Genomic DNA, 14,939 nt, shown 5'->3' with positions numbered 1-14,939 from the left:
CCTGCCGGACGACAATGCGCCATCGCATCCGTTCGCCAGCAGGCTTTCGCTTTGATCTAGTTTTGATCCGTCAGCACGATTGGTCCGTCGCTCGTGATCGCAATCGTATGCTCGTACTGGGCTGACAGCTTGCCATCCAGCGTCCGGGCTGTCCAACCGTCCGCGTCAATCTTCATCCGATGGGTTCCTGCATTCAGCATCGGCTCGATGGTTAGCACCATTCCCTCTTTCAGCCGGAATCCTTTGCCTGGCACTCCGACGTGATTGTAGTTGGGCTCCTCATGCAGCTCCCGGCCTACTCCATGCGCCAGCAGATCACGCACGACAGAATACCCGTTTTCCTCGGCATGACTCTGAACCGCGTGCATCACGTCTCCGATCCGGTTTCCCGGCACAGCTTGCGCGATCCCTTTGTACAGGCATTCCTTGGTCACCCGCATCAATCTTTTCGCTTCGTCGGAAACCTCGCCCACCGCATAGCACCAGCAAGAATCTCCTACCCAGCCGTTGTACGTGGCGACGATGTCGATTTTGACGATATCCCCGTTTTTAAGCGGCTTTCTGCTCGGGAAGCCGTGTGCAATGACGTCGTTGACCGATGCGCAGATCGCTGCCGGGAATCCGTTGTAACCGTCCGTGTACGTCCCTCCACCTTGCTGCCTGATCAGCTTTTCGACAAAATCGTTGATCTCCTGCGTAGTGACGCCCGGCTTGATTCTTTTGGCGATTTCCTTGTGGCATGTCGCCACGATCCGGCCTGCCGGTCTCATCTGCTCGATCTCTTCGCGAGACTTCAAGTAAATCACGCCCGGCTCCTCCCTTTGCTCTCTCCGCTCTCTGAGAGGCGGCGCTCACTTACGCTCTTTCGGATCATCAGCAGCACTCCCTCCGGTGAAAAGTCTGCATCCTTGTGGTACATGGAGATGCCGAAGCATCCGACCAGGGTGCCGATGATAAAATTGGCGATTCGGCCGGGATCGGTCCCCGTCGCGAGCGCTTCCGACTGAACCTGCATCTGCGTGATACACTCCAGCAGAGGCTGATACAGGGTATCGTCGAATCTCTGTTTGGCTGTGCGGCGAAGCTGCTCTTCCATTCCCACGAAGTTTTCCGCGGCCCATTTGTAGACGATAAACGCTGCGGGTGCCTCCAGCCACAGCCGCAAAAGCCCGGCACAGAACTCATCCAGCAGTTCCGCCGACTTTTCTTGCCGAGAAAAGAAAGCGCTTATCAAAGCTTCCGACAGTTCAAAGCCTCTATCCAGCAAATCACTGACGAGACTGTTCTTGTTGCTGTAATAATGGTAGACAGTGCCATAACCGAGTCCCGCTTTTTTGGCGACGTCGCGAATATCAAAGAGAAGGCCTTTCTCAAAATAGATCTGTCCTGCAGCCTCCATGATCTGTTGAATGCGCTTTTCCCGCAACTCTTCACATTGTTCCTTTGTTCGCGGAGACATGGATATCCTCCTTATTTTTAGACCTACAAGTATGTCGATAATAAAATACCACTTTTTGGACTGAGCTGCAAGCGATTTGGCCAGCCATAGTGCGCCCTTTTGAAAAAACGCAATAAAAATCCCCCTGGATTCATGAAAACCGCGTGAGTTTTCGATGAATAGCAGGGGGAAGGAAGTTCTTTTATTTACGACGCCGCAACATCCTTCGCAGCGGCAGCCTCTTTTTGTCCCTCGAGATACTCCGTTGGACCGATAATACCTTTTTCACGATCCTGTTTCTCCAGCTCCAGCGCTTTTGGCACGGACAGCCAGTAGGCCAGACCGATAGCGATCACGCCGGCACCGAATTTCCCGATAATCAGAGGCAGGATGATCGTAGGCTGGAAGTTGGCGGAGAACGACAGGTGGTCGCCCAGCAAGAACGCCGCACATACCCCAAACGCGATATTGATCACCTTGTCTTTTGGCGGCATGGAGCGAACGAGTCGGAACATCGCCAGGATGTTGGCGATCGTCGCGAGCAAACCGGCGCTTCCCGTCGGGCTCAGGCCCATCCGGTTGCCCATCGCCTGCAGAGGCTTCGCCGCGTATTTCCGCAGCATGTACACCATCGGGAAAGCACCCGCCAGCATGATACCGATATAACCGGCCGTTTCCAGGGCGCGGAACTGATCGGTCGGATCGGCAATGATCGGATCGAAGCCCCAGGAGCCAAATACCTTGGAAAAGACGCCTGTGAAGTATTCCACGATCGAGAATACGAGGACGAGCTTGATGCCTGCATCCATCGTCTTCCCGAAAATCATGAATGCCTTGATCATCAGGTCGGGCAGGAAGCGCAGACCGAGCGCAATGGCGACCACAAACACCAGGATCGGCGACAGATTGATCAGAATTTTTCCGTATCCGATGGCAAAGGCGTAGGTGGATTCCGCATCAGTCGAGATTGTTTCGCGCACCTTGGTATTCGTCATTACGAGGATAGCACTGGTGATAAAGGCGCCGATAGGAACCGTCAAAATCCCGGACATCACGCCAAGCGCCATGTATTTGTGATCCCGTTTGTCGAGCATCGCCAGGCCCATCGGAATGGAAAACACGATGGTAGCTCCCGCCATGAATCCGACGATCATCGCCATGATCCAGCCCTCATAGGAGCTTTTCAGCACGTTGGCCAACTGGTAGCCGCCCATATCGCTGGCCAAAATAGCGGTGGCCGCAAGCGCCGGATCGGCTCCGATCTTGTTGAAAATCGGCCCGCAGACCTTGTCGATAAACCAGGAAATATACGGAATTGAGGCCATGATACCTGCTGCCGGTACGAAGATATAACCGGTGGAATGAAGACCTTCCATAAATTCTTTGCCGAGCCCTTCATCACTGTTGCGGATCGCTGCGATTGCGCCGATCACCGCACAAATCATGATAAAGTAAATGACGTAACTGCCGATTTGGTCCATGTATCAACCCCACCTTTTCTCGCGCGTTCTATCGTCTGTCAGGCATAAAACGATCCTAAACCAGCGTGACACCCCATTTGCCTGCGGGCTTCCCCGGCTGTCGGGGGCTTCCGTCGGCAAGCCGCACGGACTTGGACAGCGGCTGCTTGCTTTCTCCCTCATGGTTCTCCTCCTTCGCAAAGGCATGGAAAAAATTAACAATAAAGGCGCCTAGTAATCTGGTAGCAGATTACCCAAGCGCCTTTGCTTTTTCGTATACACTTGTGAATTGTGAACAAGCGGGACAAAACTGGAACCGCTTACAATCAGGCAAAAAAATAAAAGCGGTACGCATAATTTATACTTCTTCATATACTCTGAAAATTCATCAGTAAAGCTCCATTGCTTTACTCCCATCGTAACCCAATTATATGGGCGGTAAGTCACGATGTCAACACTCGTTTTTTGCCTGACTCACAAACCTCGCCCCCACCATGCCGCCTCGAAAATGATGGGAAAAGCACCCCTGCCAGCTTTTGAAGTGCACCCCTTAGAATGGACATTGGATTAAACCCCTGGTAAATCCGATGAAATTTAAGGGGTGCATTTTTTATGGTGAAAAAGGGGCAAACGTTTAGAAGTTATTCTCACGAATTAAAGGTGGAAGCCATACGACTGCATATCGAAGAAGGATGGACATACCGTCGAATCATGGAGCATCTGGGGATTCCGGACCGCCACCGGCTTAAAGTATGGATGAAAAAATATAAACAGTTAGGCGAATTTGGGTTGATGGATCAACGAGGTAGACGTGAAGAATATGTTGATCAAGATCGATATGTTAAAAAGCTAAAACGAGAGAACTCGATGCTAAAAAAGTGTTTGAAAATCTGGATGCGGGAGGTGCAGCCCATAAGTATGAGGCGATCAAGCAAGTAGCTGGTGAGTATACGACTAGTGAACTTTGCAAGCTGTTTGGAGTCTCAAGAAGTGGATACTATGCATACTTGAAACGGCAACAAGCGGACCGGGACAAGCCCGTGAAAGACCTCATCAAAGTAGTTTATAAGAAGTATGATGGTAAATATGGGTATCGACAAACCCAGCTGTTTCTCTTACGAGATCACGGGGTATGGGTCAACCATAAGAAGGTACTACGTCTGATGCAAGAAATGAAGCTCCGTTCTCGAATACGCCGCAAATATCGAGGTCACTATGCTTCAACCGAAGGTGGACGAGTCGCTGAGAATGTGATGCAGCGGAATTTCAAAGCGGATGCACCTAATCGAAAATGGGTAACCGATGTCACACAGTATCGTGTCGCGGATACGTGGCTCTACCTGTCTGCTATTAAGGATTTGTTTAATAATGAGATTGTGGCTTACCACATTGGAGTTCGCAACGACAATCAGTTGGTCCTACGGACCTTTGAGAAAGCCTTTAAAAAGACGAAAGACGTGACTGGACTGATCGTTCACAGCGATCAGGGATTCCAGTACACGTCCTACGCTTACCACGACATGTTGCCGAAGGTTGGCGCCCAAATCAGCATGTCTCGGAGAGGCAACTGTTATGATAATGCCTCGATGGAGAGCTTCTTCTCGCATCTCAAAACGGAAGGGCTCTACCCTTATGATATCCGAAGTGTGGATGAGGCACAAAGGCGAATTGAGGAATATATTCAATTCTACAACCAAAGTCGACCACAACGAAAATTAAAAAGGCTGACGCCTGTTGAATTCAGACGTCAGCTGTCGGTCTAACGGTCGGGTTTTTTCTTACTGTCCACTAAATGGGGTCTTGACCACTTTGTAACAGGGGTGCTTTTCCTGCCGAGAACGAACTAGTCCGCCTTCTTCAGCAGGTCGATGATTTTCGCTTGTCTGTCCCGCAATACATCAGGCGTCCACTTTGCATGCTGCTCGATAAATACCTTGTTGGCGTGGAAAGCGTCGATCCTCTTTTGCAAATACAGCTTCTTCTTGTCCTCGAAATCGTGATTGCCAAGCGCGCTGTTTTTCTTCTGGCTGATGAGTACGAGATTGGCCAGGCGATTGGTCCAATATTCTCTCTCTTCATCCGTGAAATCCCGTTTCCACTGACTCGAATCAGCCGGGTTTTGCGGCAGCACGTGCTCCACTGTTATGTAGCTGTGTCCGGAGAGATGCACGGTGTTGTCACTCAAAAGGTATTCGAGCTTCAGCAGCAGATGACGGGCGAACTGCTTTTTGTACACATGTCCTTCAATGTTCCGGACAAATTCATCCTCATCAATCTCGAAGAGCTCTTTTTTCTTGAACAACTCTTCCACCTGATTCGCAGGGGTGCTGTCAATGGCCTTCAAAATGCTGTTCATTGCTTCCAGACGCAGCGTCGGTGTGATTCCGCACACCCAGTCGCCCGTAAATTTATGCTCCAGCTTTTTCAGGAATCGTTCCAGATCGGCGGCACCGAATTTGGAATAGTAGTGCATGAGCGGCGGTATCCAATCCTCCGAGCGAAGGCCGATCCGCATGACAGTGATGAGGTTCTTGTAGCCATTGCTCAGGTTTGAGCCTTGCAGCTCGATGATCTCTTCGTAAATCGCATTGTATCGCTCAATCAGTTCAAACGTGTCTTTCCCCATCCTCAGGCTTGGCTGCTTCGGCGCTTTTGGGTGATAAATGTGGTCGTGGAACTCTTCCAGCAGATTCGCGCGCGCTTTTTCCTGCACCAGAATCGTCCGGATGAACTGGAGAAAGCGGTCAAAATTTTCTCCGTGCTTTCCTTCGATCTCTTCCCAGACCTTGGCGTATTTGTTTACTTCCTTTTCCGATGCGAGAGCCCCGATGTTTTGCGATTTGAGAATGTCCGCGTTGGTCAGGGGAATGCCCCGGTTGTTCAGGATTGTAAACATCCGAAACGCATCTTCCGTATTGTCCGTGGAGACGTAGATAAACAACGCCTTGTTAAAAATGAAGCGTACGAACTGGGGCAAGTCCCCCGCCGCAATTTTGTCCTGCAGTTCGGCACGAAGCACGAGCGTGGCATTCGCCATGTTTTCCAAAGAGACGTTTTCGCTCTCCCGCAAGGCCTGCAGCTCTTCTTCCTTCGCTGTTCCGCCGTGGGCGATCAGATGCGATTGAATGAAGTCTTCTACCTTGTCGCGGATTTTGTATGTAATTCTCATCCTGGCCGGAACGTTCTCCAGCAGGTTCTCTTCCTGATAAATCTTCTTTTGCAGCGTCTGCTTGAATTGATCACTCCCGATCAAATCGCGCAGTACGGCCATCATGATAAAGAAAGTGGTCAGCCGCTGCTGCCCGTCCAGCACCTCGTACTCCGGATAGGAACTCGCCTTGATCCGCTTCAGTACGAGCGACCCCAGGAAGTAATCATTGTCCGGTTTGTTTTCAAACGCAAACACGAGGTCATCGACCAGTTCGGTCAGATTGTCTGTTTGCCATACGTAAGACCGTTGGTACTCGGGAATGACAAACCAAAAATCCTCTGAAAAGATTTTCTGCAGAATCTCTTTATTTGCATCAATCGTCCCTGCCGTCATTTCTGCCGCTCCCTTTTCTATTATTTTCACATACTGCCAGTAGTACTATATTCCTATCATATACGAGCGGACAGCTTTGCTCCAGGTGCAATTCGGCAGGATGCCAAGAAGGGGGCCGCCATTTGCAGCTAAGCTTGAGACCGCGCTTCCCCGAGCAGCTTCTCGACCGCGGGCACTGTGAAGCAAGCCAGGTTTTCCGGCAGCTCGTCCAGTGCAAACCAGCCGATCGCCCCGATGGCTCCGCCCTCTTCCCTGTTCCGCGCCTCTCCTGATACGATGCGGGTCACATAGATAGCGGAAATCCAATGCTCGCCTCGCTCCGGTCGAATCGTTTCCGCCATGCAGAGCAGCCTCTCTACCTGCACGTCCAAATCTACTTCCTCTCTGATTTCCCGCACCACTGTCTGCTCCAACGGTTCGTAGGGATCTACCTTCCCTCCCGGAATGCTCCAGGTCCCTTTTTCCGGTTCGCGGTTTCTGTAGACGAGCAAAAGCCTGTTGTCTGAATCGAGGATGACGGCGCCGACGCCGATCCGGGGTGCTTGTTGGGTCATATCCAATCTCCTGTCCATTTTTTCGAGAACGACTACAGCGGTTCGTTCACTGTCCTTATCAGCCTTATGTATCTTAACTATCTTATCTATACGATATTGTACACTTCACACACGAGCTTTGTCTTTCTTGGGAATCCTCACGTTTATATGAACAAAAATCCTCCAACCATATTTTGGGCAAAAGCTGCTTGACAAAAAATATAACCATCGGTTACATTATAACCATCGGTTAGTAACCGTTGGTTATGAATTTTGTCTTTCTCTTATGAAATGGACTTCGAAAGGGATTGTGATCATATGACAAACAAACAGGAGCAGCGTTCGGAGGAGACCAAGCGATCGATACTGACAGCGGCGGGCAGGCTTTTCGCGGAGCGGGGCTACGACGCGGTGACCATGCGGGAAATCGCCAAAGCGGCGGGATGCTCACATACGACGATCTATATTTACTTCAAGGATAAAGAAGCACTGCTCCACCACCTCGCTATGGAGCCTCTGCAAGCCTTGTTTGCGGAAATGGAGGCGGGCGTGCAAAATCACTTGCTTTCAGCAGACGAAAGACTTTTGGCTGTCAGTACCAGCTTCGTTCGTTTTTGTTTGCTGAATCGAAGCATGTATCCGCTTTTTTTCATGGCGAAGTCCTCCCGCGTGGACGAAAAAGAGCCTTCGCTTGAACTCCAGCATTTGCGAAACCAATTGTTTGGACTGCTGAAAGACGCCGTGATCGCTTGCCTTCCGCCCCACCTTACAGAAGAGCAGTCATGGGCCTATGCCCGCGTCTATTTTTTCACGCTGCACGGCGTGATCGGCACGTATTCCCAGTCGGACGAAACGTTTGACATGCTGATGGAAAGACTCGCTCCCACCTTTGAGCTGGCTCTGCGGGTCGCTCTGGCTGGCTGCAAGCAAATTGCACATGAGGAGGCTGCTGCGAAATGAAAGTGGAGAGAATCTCGGAGCACATCTGGAGCATCCGTTCCTGGATGCTGATTCCCGTACACGTATGGGCCGTAGCGGATGAAGAAGGGGTAACGCTGGTGGATGCGGGGATGCCGTTTATGGCAAAAGGGATTGAAAACGTCGTGGATCAGTTGGGGGCGGGACCTCTCCGGCGAATTCTCCTGACTCACGGTCATTCCGACCATACCGGTTCCGTCAAGGCACTCGTGGAGCGCCGATCCATTCCTGTCTACGCTCACCGTACGGAGATTCCGTACATGGAAGGCCAGCTTCCGTATCCGCGCCGCAAGAAAGCGGAGAAAAATGTAACCCCCGGCCTCGCGCAAGCGCTCGGCGAGAACGAGCATGGACAGTTAATGACCGTAGCCGGTCTGCGGCCGTATCTCACCCCGGGGCATTCGCCCGGACACGTCGTCTACTTTCACGAAGAAGACCAGGTGCTGTTGGCTGGCGATTTGTTTACCTCGAAGAAAGGAAAGCTTCACAGACCAATGCCGATGTTCACGGCTGATATGGGCGAGGCCATTCAAAGCAGCGCGATCGTCAGGGAATTGGCCCCTCGCCGTCTGGAAGTATGCCACGGTGGGCCCGTCATGAATGCAGTTGAACAATTGGATGCGTATATGGAGAAGACGGCGCGGGCCTACTCGGTTGATTTGCGGACTTCTTAAAAAGGGGGAGTGTGAAAAACACTCCTCCTTTTGCTGTCTGGTTGTTCAGGTCTTTCAGACAAGAAGCAGGACTGGGCTCCTCTATCTGCACGCACTCTCGTCGCGTCTAGTCGCGTCTACCCTAGCTGTTTGAGCAGCCAGTCTCTCCGATCGGCCTCGGCCTCCCCGCAGCCTGTGAAAAGATGGTCGCTCTCATACCATTTGACCTCTCGGGGAGTGCTGGCGGCAGCGATATACTGATCCGCCTGCTCCTTGTCGATAAATTCATCATTGTGCACAAATTGAAACAAGACAGAAGCTGGTGCCGCATTCTTTATGTAATGGACCGCATCCAGCGCTTCCAGCTCGGCAAAAACCTGCTCAAACCGCTCCTTGGGCAAAATTTGCCGGACCAGATCGGCTACCGGGTGCCCGCTCGTCCTGTGCCAGACTGTGGACCGGGAGTAGCCAGCCATGAGAACAAAGGCCTTGACCCGCTTTTCCACACCTGCAAAGACACCGCCCCAGGTCGCTCCATAGCTGTGGCCGACATAGCCGATCCGATCCGCATCGACGATGTCCAGGCTGGTCAAAAGGTCTACCGCTCGCTGCAAATCGACCACGGTTTGGATATACAACTCTTTTTTTACCATCATCTCGACGAGCTGCACAGCTCTTTCCGCCTGAGACAGCTCCGAGGAAAGCTCCTGCCGTAAAAACGGAGCGTCAATCAACAAAGAAACGATCCCTTGGGCCGCAAGTCTTTCCGCTTCCGGCAAAAACGAAGAGCGGTTCCCTTGTCCCGGATGCAGAAACAGTACAGCCGGGAGCGGTGTTTGCCCTCTTCCGTCCGGTGTCACCAAATATGCAGGAACCTTCCCTCCGTGGGGGCTGTCGTAGGAAATATCCCGTACGCTGTACCCTTCTTTTTCCGCAACAGAATGTTCTTCCCAACTGAGCGGCAATGTTTTGTCATAGAAAAACATCATTCTTTCCTCCCTTTACTCAATGAAAGCCCCGGGGCATTTTCGGCGCAGCTCCGTCAAAAACGCATCCCGGTCCTTCGGCGAAATCAGGACTATGCTGCCGTTCCCGTATGAGATTTCCAGCCGTTTCAGGGACAAAGCCGGACTTGAAGCGGGATTGGAGGTTTTTCGCACTGTTATTATGCTGTCCAGCGGAACTGCTCGGCGAAACGGGCCATAGCGGATGAGCAGCTCCTTGTCCCCGATGACGTAGTACGTGGAGGAGAACAGCCACAGGATAAAGCAGGGAACGGCAAAATGAACGATGAAGAGCACTGCTCTTTCACCCGTGCTCATCAAGCCTCCTGCAAACATGGTCCGCAGTCCCTCTAAAATGACTAACAGCATCGTTCCCACGATCAGTACAGCCAGCCACATATCTACCTTGGAAGGAAATTTCACGTTTTTGCTTTGCCTCCGTTTTTTCATGATGAGGACGATGAGCCTCGCAAGCGCAGTCTTCCACTTATTGTAACATATCGCTCATCCGTTTTTTACCTGATGGCCCATCTCCTGGGTTTGCTGGACTTGACCCTTTGACGTATAGTAATTGATAAGACAGAGTTGTAGATATATTCCGAAAAGAGGTGGAGAGAGCCCTGCTGCGTCTGGTCAGGGATCTCGCAACAAATGAAACTGGTATGCGTGAATTGTAGCCGGGAAGTGGCTTTGGATGCGTTCGATTATCAGTGCGGATGCGGCGGTTTGTTCGACATCGTCCACGATATGAAAGACTTGGATGCCGACCGACTGAAGCGCGTTTTTGACGAACGCCTTTCAGAACGCATGACCCCTTACGCAAGCGGAGTATGGCGCTACAAGGAGCTGATTTTCCCCGAGCTTCCCGAAGAGTTTATCACGACGAAATACGAGGGAAATACCGGGCTGTATTCCTCCGAGCTGCTGCAAGCCTATACAGGGATTCGCAAAATTTGGCTGAAGGCCCAGAGCGAGAATCCAAGCGGCTCCTTTAAAGACAACGGCATGACCGTGGCTGTCTCGCACGGGCGCTCGCTCGGCTATAAGCGCTTTACTTGCACTTCGACAGGCAACACGTCTTCCTCTCTGGCGATGTACGCCGCGCTTGCGCAGGGCTCATCCTACGTGTTTGTTCCGAACAAGAACATCTCGCTGAACAAAGTGCTGCAGACACTGGCCTATGGGGCAAAGGTGATCAGCTTTAGCGGCACCTACGACGACGGCATCCGCTTTTATGAACAGTACAGCAAGGAGCTGGAGCTGTACATTTGCAACTCGATCAACCCGTTCCGCATCGAGGGGCAAAAGAGCATCATTTACGAAATCTCGCAATATCTGAAGTGGAGCCTGCCCGACTGGGTCGTTATCCCCGGCGGTGCGCTGAGCAATGTAACGGCACTCGGCAAAGGGCTGCACGATCTGAAAACGCTCGGCTTGATCGACAAGGTGCCAAGAGTAGCCCTGATCCAGGCTGAGGGGGCAAGCCCGTTCCACAAGATGGCGGCTGCCGGAAAGCAGGAGCTGACTCCCGAGCCAAGCCCGTATACACGCGCTTCCGCCCTCAACATCGGAAATCCGCCAAGCTGGAAAAAAGCGCTCCGCACGCTGGAGCAAACAAACGGCGTGACCTGCTCCGTGACCGACGCGGAAATCCTCGACGCCAAAGCGAAGGTAGACCAGAGCGGAATCGGCTGTGAGCCGGCCTCTGCTGCGACTGTAGCCGGACTGCGCAAGCTGGTCGCACAGCAAATCATCGACAAGGACGAGACAGCAGTATGCATCCTGACCGGCAACATGCTCAAGGATACCGATGCTCTGCACGAATATCATCTCGGCGAAGCCTCGGCGGGCAACTACCGGAACGGCATCTTGTCGGCTGACCTTGCCCTGGAGGACATTCAGCGCCTTCTGTGATTGTCAGCTTGCGATTTACCCTTTGTTGATTGACCCCCGGGTATCGGCTCTCAGGTATTGGCTCACATTTTCCGGGCAATATTGCTCCCGGCTGGCGATCCTTCTTACAAACAGGCAACAAAAAACAGGCGTGCGCGAAATTGCATGCCTGTTTTTCTTTACCTGCGGGCAATGCAGACAAGTACATCTTGAGCTGTAACGCAGCCACGAAGAGTGGTACGCCGACCACTTCGCCGCCTATTTTAGCGGCATGCTCATCGTGACGCTTCTCTCCGTGAAGCCCAGCTTCCGATAAAGCCCGACAGCGTGGTTTTCCACAAAAACGCTCAAGCGAACCTCCGGCAACCCCGCCTCTTTCAACTGCTCGATCGCCCGCTCCATCAACTGCTTGGAGATTCCCCTTCCCCGGTACTCCTCGATCACATACAGCTCGTAGATAAATCCGAACGGAATGTCGGTGAACTGATCCCTGCTCGTCCCGAGCAAAACCCAGCCCATCAGCCGATCTTCCTCTGTCGCGATGAGGTAGTAGCCTCCTTTGGCCAGCAGCGGCTCAACCAGCTGTCTGACCTTCTCTTCTGTCGGTCTCGCTCTCCCGATGGTTCCATCGAACAGCGCTTGCACAGATAACTCCAGAATCGCTGCAAGCTCGTTCCCGGTTGGCTTTCGAATGTCCATTACTCTTCTTTCCTTCCTTTTTGCTTCAGCAAAACTAAGTTAAAAACAATAGATAAACAGCCATAATGCCGCCATCGGCCAGAATATGGCTGACGATCCCTCCTGCCACAGCATCGCTTCTCGCCCGCATGTATCCCCAGATCAAGCCCGCCACAAATACCGGAACGACCATAAACACGTTATACGGCCAGGCAAACAAAGGAATGACGGACAGGAAGTGATACAAGGTGTAAAACGATGCCGTAAAGAAAATCGCTGTATGCTGTTTGTATGTATTTGCTAATCTATGAAATATGTACCCTCTCCAGTACAGCTCTTCCAGAAAGGGATTCACCGATAAAAGAATCAAAATGAGCCATATGAGATGATCGCCTGAAAAATTCCACTCGATCAGCAGGCTTTGCAGCTTCTCCCAATGGAAAACATGCGAGTGAAAGAAATAACCTCCCAAAAGAATAGCCAAAAAAAAGAAGATTCCCGTACTCATTCCACTATACATATTTTTCCGTCTAAACACGAGCCCGCAGTCTCTCATCGCTTGCGAAAGCTTCTTTTCCTTCCTCAGCAGCATGTCCACGAGAGGAACCAGCAGGAGCCAGCTATAGAAAAGGACAAACGTAACCGGCACGCTCCCCACTCCCTGCAGTCCAATCAAGATCATGACAGCAGGTCCGCACAACAGCAGCAACAGCTTCATCCCAGCACCACCCATTTCCGCATCAGATGTATCTTCACAAATTTTATCTCCTCAAACAAAAATAAAGCAGTACCAAATTCTTGTGGTACCAGCGCAACCGGTGGAATCAACTTCCGACACTCGACAAACAATAGACGATTTAGTAAAATGTTTATATTAATACAAACGAAAAATAGGATGTGTTTATTTAATGACTGTTTCCGAACGCTTTTGGAATGCGTCACTGGATGAGCTGAAGCGCGGATATGTTCAAGAGGAGGATCGCTTTGTTTGCCTGCTCTGCGGAAAGGCTTTTGAGAAGGGAATTATTTATCCGGAAGATGGTGTCTTGTATGAAACAGAAAGATACGTGCGCCATCATATTGGGAAAACGCATCAATCGGTGTTTGACTACCTGATCAAGCTCGATAAAAAGCTGACCGGTCTGACCGAGCACCAAAACAGCCTGCTTCACCTGTTTTACCAGGGTAAAAGCGACGCCGAGGTGCAAAAGGAGCTGGGCATCGGCAGCGCCTCCACAATCCGCAACCACCGTTTTGTCCTGAAGGAGAAAGAGCGGCAGGCCAAGGTATTCCTCGCATTGATGGAGCTGCTGAAGGAAAAGGACAAGCACGCTCCCGCTTTTATCGACGTTCACCAGACCGCCACCATGGTGGATAATCGGTACAACGTAACCGCGGAAGAAAGCCAGGCCATTTTGAAAAAATACTTTCCCGAAGGCACGGACGGACCTCTCAAGACGTTCAGACTGAGGGAAAAGCAGCGGGCAGTCGTTCTCCGGCAAATCGCCACCAGATTTGAGGAGGATCGCACCTACACCGAGAAGGAAGTCAATGAAATTTTGAAGGTTGTCTATGACGATTATGTAACCGTCCGACGTTATTTGGTTGATTACGGTTTTTTGGACCGCAAAGCAGATGGCAGCCAGTATTGGCTGAAGAAATGACGATCTCCCTGTGCACGTTGTGGCGCTGCATGGCAGTAGTCGACAGAAAGAAAGGAAGGTATTTCCCATGAACCGCAAAGAGGAATTGAAGCAGCAATTTAAAGAAATCAAGACGGAAGCAGGCGTTTATCAGATCAAGAACATTAAAAACAACAAAATTTTGATCGAGAGCACGAAAAACTTAAAAACGATAAACGGCAAAAAGTTTCAACTGAAGGCGGGCAGCCATTTTAACAAACAGCTCCAGAAGGATTGGAATGAGTACGGCGAGGACGCCTTTGTCTTTGAAGTGCTGGAAGTGTTGAAAAAGAAAGAAACGGGCTATTTTGATGAAGCCGACGAGTTGAAAAAGCTGGAGCAGAAATGGCTGGAAGAGCTTCAGCCGTACGGTGAGCGCGGCTACAATTGATGGGGCTTTACGTGGAGAGATGGGCATGATGGCTTGATTATCATGCCCATCTCCATGTAAAGTCGGCACCATAGTTGAATGATGCGGTTCGTGCGTTCCACTTGCAATGTCCAAAATCGGCGGCTTGGGATACTTTATCAAAACTTCCTCTTGAACTCTTTCACTACCCATTTTTCTTGTTCTTTTGCTAAAATAATTTGTCCGTAGCTTATTCTTTCCATGCCAACATCATTGATCGATAGCTGACTCTTTTGTTGTTTTGTATAAAGCATTGCTCCTACTATAAAACTGTGGTCGCTGCCTTCACCATTATCCGAAATACTCAAGACGATTTGATTGTCTTTCACAACCTCACCGTTTTTTCGCAGCCATTCTTTTGCTAGATTCACTTGTTCAGCATTCTTTTTATCGGCAAGCTTGACTGCTGGCAACACGTCGTGGATTTCAGCGAATATGGAATCCACTTCATCAATATGTCTCAGGATTACTCTTTGCGTTATTTCATCACTTACATCGTCGGAAACTGCGGCTTTGACTGAAGCAGGAGTGGCAACAGCAGTATTTGTCCTTTGATCCACATAAAAAGCAGCAACAACAAGTACAAACAAGATTAATACCCCGTACACTTTTTTCACAGTCTCATCTCTCCTTGTGGTTGCCGTATTTGGTATCCATCCAAAACAAG

Annotated in this window: 17 protein-coding genes; 7 read left to right on the top strand and 10 right to left on the bottom strand. The window is 50.9% G+C overall.

Annotated features, from left to right (window positions below; all coding sequences use genetic code 11):
• Window positions 1–56 precede the first annotated feature (56 nt).
• From map to eutH, 3 genes are all read right to left on the bottom strand, one after another.
• On the bottom strand, window positions 57–806 hold the full coding sequence (map, locus tag NST37_RS04425; protein ID WP_122959021.1) for a type I methionyl aminopeptidase: 750 nt from the start codon (window positions 804–806) through the stop codon (window positions 57–59).
• Window positions 803–1,459, bottom strand: a complete 657-nt coding sequence (locus NST37_RS04420; protein ID WP_327956589.1) for a TetR/AcrR family transcriptional regulator — start codon at window positions 1,457–1,459, stop codon at window positions 803–805. The genes map and NST37_RS04420 overlap by 4 nt, the downstream gene beginning before the upstream one ends.
• A gap of 185 nt (window positions 1,460–1,644) precedes the next feature.
• The gene (gene eutH / locus NST37_RS04415; RefSeq protein ID WP_003389271.1) at window positions 1,645–2,919 is read right to left on the bottom strand and encodes an ethanolamine utilization protein EutH; all 1,275 of its coding nucleotides are present in this window, start codon (window positions 2,917–2,919) and stop codon (window positions 1,645–1,647) included.
• Between the two features lie 591 nt (window positions 2,920–3,510).
• On the opposite strand from eutH, the gene NST37_RS04410 reads away from it, so the two are divergent.
• Both NST37_RS04410 and NST37_RS04405 read left to right on the top strand, forming a co-directional pair.
• Entirely contained in the window at window positions 3,511–3,837 is a 327-nt protein-coding gene (locus tag NST37_RS04410; protein ID WP_024985204.1) for a helix-turn-helix domain-containing protein, read from the top strand.
• Window positions 3,777–4,661 (top strand): IS3 family transposase, encoded by an 885-nt coding sequence (locus NST37_RS04405; RefSeq protein ID WP_155808033.1) that lies wholly within the window; start codon window positions 3,777–3,779, stop codon window positions 4,659–4,661. The genes NST37_RS04410 and NST37_RS04405 overlap by 61 nt, the downstream gene beginning before the upstream one ends.
• 80 nt (window positions 4,662–4,741) lie before the next feature.
• On the opposite strand, the gene NST37_RS04400 is transcribed toward NST37_RS04405, so the two are convergent.
• Together NST37_RS04400 and NST37_RS04395 are read right to left on the bottom strand one after the other, a co-directional pair.
• Window positions 4,742–6,442 carry a DUF262 domain-containing protein gene (locus NST37_RS04400; protein ID WP_003389272.1) on the bottom strand — a complete coding sequence of 567 codons (1,701 nt, stop codon included), beginning with the start codon at window positions 6,440–6,442 and terminating at the stop codon, window positions 4,742–4,744.
• 128 nt (window positions 6,443–6,570) lie between these two features.
• Window positions 6,571–6,996: an NUDIX domain-containing protein gene (locus NST37_RS04395; protein ID WP_003389273.1), complete on the bottom strand. Its 426-nt coding sequence runs from the start codon at window positions 6,994–6,996 to the stop codon at window positions 6,571–6,573.
• Window positions 6,997–7,293: 297 nt separating this feature from the next.
• Between NST37_RS04395 and NST37_RS04390 the strand changes: the two genes are divergently transcribed.
• Both NST37_RS04390 and NST37_RS04385 read left to right on the top strand, forming a co-directional pair.
• Window positions 7,294–7,935 carry a TetR/AcrR family transcriptional regulator gene (locus NST37_RS04390; protein WP_024985486.1) on the top strand — a complete coding sequence of 214 codons (642 nt, stop codon included), beginning with the start codon at window positions 7,294–7,296 and terminating at the stop codon, window positions 7,933–7,935.
• Window positions 7,932–8,627 carry an MBL fold metallo-hydrolase gene (locus tag NST37_RS04385; protein ID WP_003389276.1) on the top strand — a complete coding sequence of 232 codons (696 nt, stop codon included), beginning with the start codon at window positions 7,932–7,934 and terminating at the stop codon, window positions 8,625–8,627. The genes NST37_RS04390 and NST37_RS04385 overlap by 4 nt, the downstream gene beginning before the upstream one ends.
• 116 nt (window positions 8,628–8,743) lie before the next feature.
• Here NST37_RS04385 and NST37_RS04380 read toward each other — a convergent pair whose 3' ends face one another.
• Together NST37_RS04380 and NST37_RS04375 are read right to left on the bottom strand one after the other, a co-directional pair.
• Complete coding sequence (locus tag NST37_RS04380) at window positions 8,744–9,595, bottom strand: dienelactone hydrolase family protein (protein ID WP_238986197.1); 852 nt, start codon at window positions 9,593–9,595, stop codon at window positions 8,744–8,746.
• Window positions 9,596–9,607: 12 nt separating this feature from the next.
• The gene (locus NST37_RS04375) at window positions 9,608–10,033 is read right to left on the bottom strand and encodes a PH domain-containing protein (RefSeq protein ID WP_161785202.1); all 426 of its coding nucleotides are present in this window, start codon (window positions 10,031–10,033) and stop codon (window positions 9,608–9,610) included.
• A gap of 228 nt (window positions 10,034–10,261) precedes the next feature.
• Between NST37_RS04375 and thrC the strand changes: the two genes are divergently transcribed.
• Window positions 10,262–11,524: a threonine synthase gene (gene thrC / locus NST37_RS04370; protein WP_031932097.1), complete on the top strand. Its 1,263-nt coding sequence runs from the start codon at window positions 10,262–10,264 to the stop codon at window positions 11,522–11,524.
• Window positions 11,525–11,761: 237 nt separating this feature from the next.
• On the opposite strand, the gene NST37_RS04365 is transcribed toward thrC, so the two are convergent.
• Both NST37_RS04365 and NST37_RS04360 read right to left on the bottom strand, forming a co-directional pair.
• Window positions 11,762–12,202 carry a GNAT family N-acetyltransferase gene (locus NST37_RS04365; protein WP_031932096.1) on the bottom strand — a complete coding sequence of 147 codons (441 nt, stop codon included), beginning with the start codon at window positions 12,200–12,202 and terminating at the stop codon, window positions 11,762–11,764.
• Between the two features lie 34 nt (window positions 12,203–12,236).
• Window positions 12,237–12,899, bottom strand: coding sequence for a type II CAAX endopeptidase family protein (locus NST37_RS04360; protein ID WP_171505747.1), 663 nt, complete (start codon window positions 12,897–12,899; stop codon window positions 12,237–12,239).
• A 190-nt stretch (window positions 12,900–13,089) separates the two neighbouring features.
• Here NST37_RS04360 and NST37_RS04355 point away from each other — a divergent pair, with 190 nt between their 5' ends.
• The gene (locus NST37_RS04355; protein WP_327956593.1) at window positions 13,090–13,845 is read left to right on the top strand and encodes a DUF2087 domain-containing protein; all 756 of its coding nucleotides are present in this window, start codon (window positions 13,090–13,092) and stop codon (window positions 13,843–13,845) included.
• Between the two features lie 67 nt (window positions 13,846–13,912).
• A complete protein-coding gene (locus NST37_RS04350; protein WP_003389284.1) occupies window positions 13,913–14,254 on the top strand; it encodes a GIY-YIG nuclease family protein in 342 nt (113 codons plus the stop codon).
• A 137-nt stretch (window positions 14,255–14,391) separates the two neighbouring features.
• On the opposite strand, the gene NST37_RS04345 is transcribed toward NST37_RS04350, so the two are convergent.
• Complete coding sequence (locus tag NST37_RS04345; RefSeq protein WP_339186341.1) at window positions 14,392–14,889, bottom strand: hypothetical protein; 498 nt, start codon at window positions 14,887–14,889, stop codon at window positions 14,392–14,394.
• Between the last annotated feature and the right edge of the window lie 50 nt (window positions 14,890–14,939).

Origin of the sequence: Brevibacillus sp. FSL K6-6036 (assembly GCF_037964015.1) — a bacterium.
Lineage (GTDB): Bacteria > Bacillota > Bacilli > Brevibacillales > Brevibacillaceae > Brevibacillus > Brevibacillus borstelensis.
The sequence above is the reverse complement of the archived record's forward strand: the minus strand, read 5'-3'. Positions and strand labels throughout refer to the sequence as shown.

Coding starts and splice junctions, on each gene's coding strand:
- NST37_RS04420 (WP_327956589.1), bottom strand. CDS start 1,459: ATGTCTCCGCGAACAAAGGAACAATGTGAAGAGTTGCGGGAAAAGCGC.
- eutH (WP_003389271.1), bottom strand. CDS start 2,919: ATGGACCAAATCGGCAGTTACGTCATTTACTTTATCATGATTTGTGCG.
- NST37_RS04410 (WP_024985204.1), top strand. CDS start 3,511: ATGGTGAAAAAGGGGCAAACGTTTAGAAGTTATTCTCACGAATTAAAG.
- NST37_RS04400 (WP_003389272.1), bottom strand. CDS start 6,442: ATGACGGCAGGGACGATTGATGCAAATAAAGAGATTCTGCAGAAAATC.
- NST37_RS04395 (WP_003389273.1), bottom strand. CDS start 6,996: ATGACCCAACAAGCACCCCGGATCGGCGTCGGCGCCGTCATCCTCGAT.
- NST37_RS04390 (WP_024985486.1), top strand. CDS start 7,294: ATGACAAACAAACAGGAGCAGCGTTCGGAGGAGACCAAGCGATCGATA.
- NST37_RS04385 (WP_003389276.1), top strand. CDS start 7,932: ATGAAAGTGGAGAGAATCTCGGAGCACATCTGGAGCATCCGTTCCTGG.
- NST37_RS04380 (WP_238986197.1), bottom strand. CDS start 9,595: ATGATGTTTTTCTATGACAAAACATTGCCGCTCAGTTGGGAAGAACAT.
- thrC (WP_031932097.1), top strand. CDS start 10,262: ATGAAACTGGTATGCGTGAATTGTAGCCGGGAAGTGGCTTTGGATGCG.
- NST37_RS04365 (WP_031932096.1), bottom strand. CDS start 12,202: ATGGACATTCGAAAGCCAACCGGGAACGAGCTTGCAGCGATTCTGGAG.
- NST37_RS04360 (WP_171505747.1), bottom strand. CDS start 12,899: ATGAAGCTGTTGCTGCTGTTGTGCGGACCTGCTGTCATGATCTTGATT.
- NST37_RS04355 (WP_327956593.1), top strand. CDS start 13,090: ATGACTGTTTCCGAACGCTTTTGGAATGCGTCACTGGATGAGCTGAAG.
- NST37_RS04350 (WP_003389284.1), top strand. CDS start 13,913: ATGAACCGCAAAGAGGAATTGAAGCAGCAATTTAAAGAAATCAAGACG.